Origin of the sequence: Thermoflexibacter ruber, from assembly GCF_900113045.1 — a bacterium.
In the GTDB taxonomy this organism is placed as follows: domain Bacteria; phylum Bacteroidota; class Bacteroidia; order Cytophagales; family Thermoflexibacteraceae; genus Thermoflexibacter; species Thermoflexibacter ruber.
In genome coordinates this window covers 1-2,500 of the sequence record NZ_FONY01000077.1, presented here as the reverse complement: position 1 = coordinate 2,500, position 2,500 = coordinate 1, and the positions used below count along the sequence as shown (strand labels likewise).

General features: G+C 32.5%; 4 protein-coding genes and 1 pseudogene (1 of these 5 cut by a window edge). 3 read left to right on the top strand and 2 right to left on the bottom strand.

Annotated features, from left to right (window positions below; translation table 11 throughout):
* A protein-coding gene (locus BM141_RS21540; protein ID WP_091549514.1) for a vanadium-dependent haloperoxidase crosses the window boundary here: on the bottom strand, positions 1–11 show its beginning. 1,342 nt of this gene lie to the left of the window's left edge; only the first 11 of its 1,353 coding nucleotides appear in the window; it begins with the start codon at positions 9–11; the stop codon falls past the left edge of the window.
* A gap of 369 nt (positions 12–380) precedes the next feature.
* Between BM141_RS21540 and BM141_RS21535 the strand changes: the two genes are divergently transcribed.
* On the top strand, positions 381–656 hold the full coding sequence (locus BM141_RS21535) for a YiaA/YiaB family inner membrane protein (RefSeq protein ID WP_245764132.1): 276 nt from the start codon (positions 381–383) through the stop codon (positions 654–656).
* 28 nt (positions 657–684) lie between these two features.
* The gene (locus BM141_RS21530; protein ID WP_091549513.1) at positions 685–1,458 is read left to right on the top strand and encodes a VHS/ENTH/ANTH domain-containing protein; all 774 of its coding nucleotides are present in this window, start codon (positions 685–687) and stop codon (positions 1,456–1,458) included.
* A gap of 124 nt (positions 1,459–1,582) precedes the next feature.
* Here the strand turns inward: BM141_RS21530 and BM141_RS21525 are convergent, their stop codons facing one another.
* Positions 1,583–2,149, bottom strand: a complete 567-nt coding sequence (locus BM141_RS21525) for a Maf family nucleotide pyrophosphatase (protein WP_091549512.1) — start codon at positions 2,147–2,149, stop codon at positions 1,583–1,585.
* Positions 2,150–2,295: 146 nt separating this feature from the next.
* Between BM141_RS21525 and BM141_RS23280 the strand changes: the two are divergent.
* Positions 2,296–2,500: pseudogene (locus tag BM141_RS23280) on the top strand (IS982 family transposase); the annotation flags it as partial.

Below are 2,500 nucleotides of genomic sequence, written 5' to 3'. Positions count from 1 at the left end.
CTGTATTTCATATATTTACTTTATTTGTAATTTCTAAATGCAAAGTTTGATAGAATCATACAAATAACAAACTTTTTAAGAAAGAAAGTTAATAAGCTTTGTAGCTTAGATAATCTATTCTACAGTCCTTATCATATTTGATTTAGATAAGATAATGAATCGTATTTGAAAATATAAAGTCTGTTTGTTACATATTTAATACATTGTAAATCATTTTTTTAAGCTCAATAAAAATATTTTTAAAAGTCTGCTTTTATTAAAACAACTATCAACTTGCCTTAGGCTCTTACGTTCATTATATCAGAAACAGATTTTAAAAATTGTGAAAAAGTCTGTAAAAAAGTTTAAAAATATTTCATCTCAAATTAATCATTTACTCAATGGAAATGGACAACTTAGTAAGTAAAAATACACCTGCGTGGAGATTTCAAACGATGCTCTCCTTTATTCTATCGTTAGGACTTACCACTATTGGGATTGTGTATCTACCTGCGGACTTGTGGGTAAAAGGTTTCTTGCTTATGGGACTTACTTTTACGGTAGGTTCAGCTTTTACCTTAGCTAAAACTTTGCGTGATGACTATGAGGCGCAGAAACTTATCAATCGTATTCATAGTGCCAAAACTGAAAAAATATTGAAAGATTTTGAAAATTAAAAATCATTATAAATAACTAAAAAAGAATATGTTACCAAGAAACTTTATTCCGTCTTTGTTTTCTATAACAGCCTTAGTGCTGATTACTTTTGGGGTTTTGCGATACATGGAAATCCCCGCCGGAACGATTATAGATTGGGTCATAGGTATTGCTATATTTTGGTGGCTTATGATTGTTGTTACTTTGCCTTGGAATATGCACTTTGCCGCAAAAGAGGTAATTGTTCAAGCACGACAATCCAAAGAAAAAGACATCAAAGTTAGTGAGGAAGATGTTGCCTATGCTGAGAAACTTTCTAAACGATTTTTTTGGGTGGCAATCATACTACATCTTGTTTCCGCAGTAGGTTTGTACTTGCTTTCTTATTTTGGGATTACGAGTTTGGGCTATATCAGTGGCTTGGCGGCACTCTTACTGACCTTGCTTAGACCTGCTATTCGTATGTATGAATATGTAGCAGCACGTCTTAGCAGTATTACGCATGAAATCAAATATCCAAGAGATGACTTAGCAGAGCTTTATGCTAAGTTTCATGAGTGGGAAAGCAAGTTGCAAACTCTTGAATTTCAACTTAATCCTGAGGAAAGAGATTCTTTGGTAGCTACCCAAAATCGCCTGTTAAGTTCTTTAGAAAATGACATCAGAGAACTGCGTTCTAACTTAGAAAAATTAAGGGTAAGAAATGATAGTGAGCATGAACAGTTGGCGAGAAAGTCAGAAAATGTGATTGCTAAGCTCTCCGAAGATGCACAATTCCTTGGTCAAGTCAGAGAAATTATTAGGTTTTTTAAGCAAGCATAGAGCTATCTTAATTTCTTAGAGTTTTCTGCCTCATAGCTCATAAGTAGAAAGTTCTAAGAAATTAAAATTAAATAACTTAGTAGGAGTAAAATATATCTCCTACTGAGTTAGTTTAAACGAATCCTTAAAAGTTTTGCAAAGCCTGATAAAGTTTATGCACGGGCAAGCCCATAACATTGAAATATGAGCCTTCTATACGTTCTATGCCCACCATGCCTATCCAGTCCTGCGCCCCATAGCTACCAGCTTTGTCAAAAGGCTGATAGTTTTTGATATAAAAATTAATTTCTTCTTGGCTTAACTGCTTGAAATAGACTAAAGTAGTATCACTATCAGTAAATTGTTTTTGGGTAGAAGTCAAGCTAAAACCTGTAACTACTTCATGGACTTTACCTGATAACTTAGCAAGCATTTCAAAGGCTTCTGCTTCGCTTTGAGGTTTGTTAAGTATCTCCTCCTCTATTATTACAATCGTATCTGCTGTAATGAGTAATTCATTATTTTTTAAATCATTTTTAAAAGTATTTGCTTTTTTTTCAGCTAAAAACATAGAAACCTGATGAGTGGGAATATAAGTAGGTACGGTTTCATCAGTTTCTTTGAGGCGAACCTCAAACTCATAGCCAAGTTGTTTCAAGAGTTGCTGGCGGCGCGGTGATTGCGAAGCCAAAATCAATTGGTAATTTTTCATAACTTAGTAGTACTTTATGGGGCGGAATTTCATTATTTTAACGTGAGTTATTGAGGTAATTGCTTAAAAGTCAATTTTTTATGATAAAAAATGTTCAATATTAATAAATATAGTATATTTGAAAATTACACTAATCAAAGAATACTATGTACTTAATATTGAACACAACAAAACTAATAGAAATTTACATTACTTGTGATGACTTTGCTAAAAAATTTGAACAGTATCAATTAAGTCAAGGACAAGTTGTACCACAAGAAAAAATGTCTTGTTCAGAAATCATGGCAATTGTGATTTATTATCATATATCAGGCATGAAATGTTTCAAATATTACTATCAAAGTATTATTA

What these genes read in the sequence shown, in the direction of transcription:
- BM141_RS21525 (WP_091549512.1), bottom strand. Translation starts at nt 2,149, where the DNA reads ATGAAAAATTACCAATTGATTTTGGCTTCGCAATCACCGCGCCGCCAG.
- BM141_RS21535 (WP_245764132.1), top strand. Translation starts at nt 381, where the DNA reads ATGGAAATGGACAACTTAGTAAGTAAAAATACACCTGCGTGGAGATTT.
- BM141_RS21530 (WP_091549513.1), top strand. Translation starts at nt 685, where the DNA reads ATGTTACCAAGAAACTTTATTCCGTCTTTGTTTTCTATAACAGCCTTA.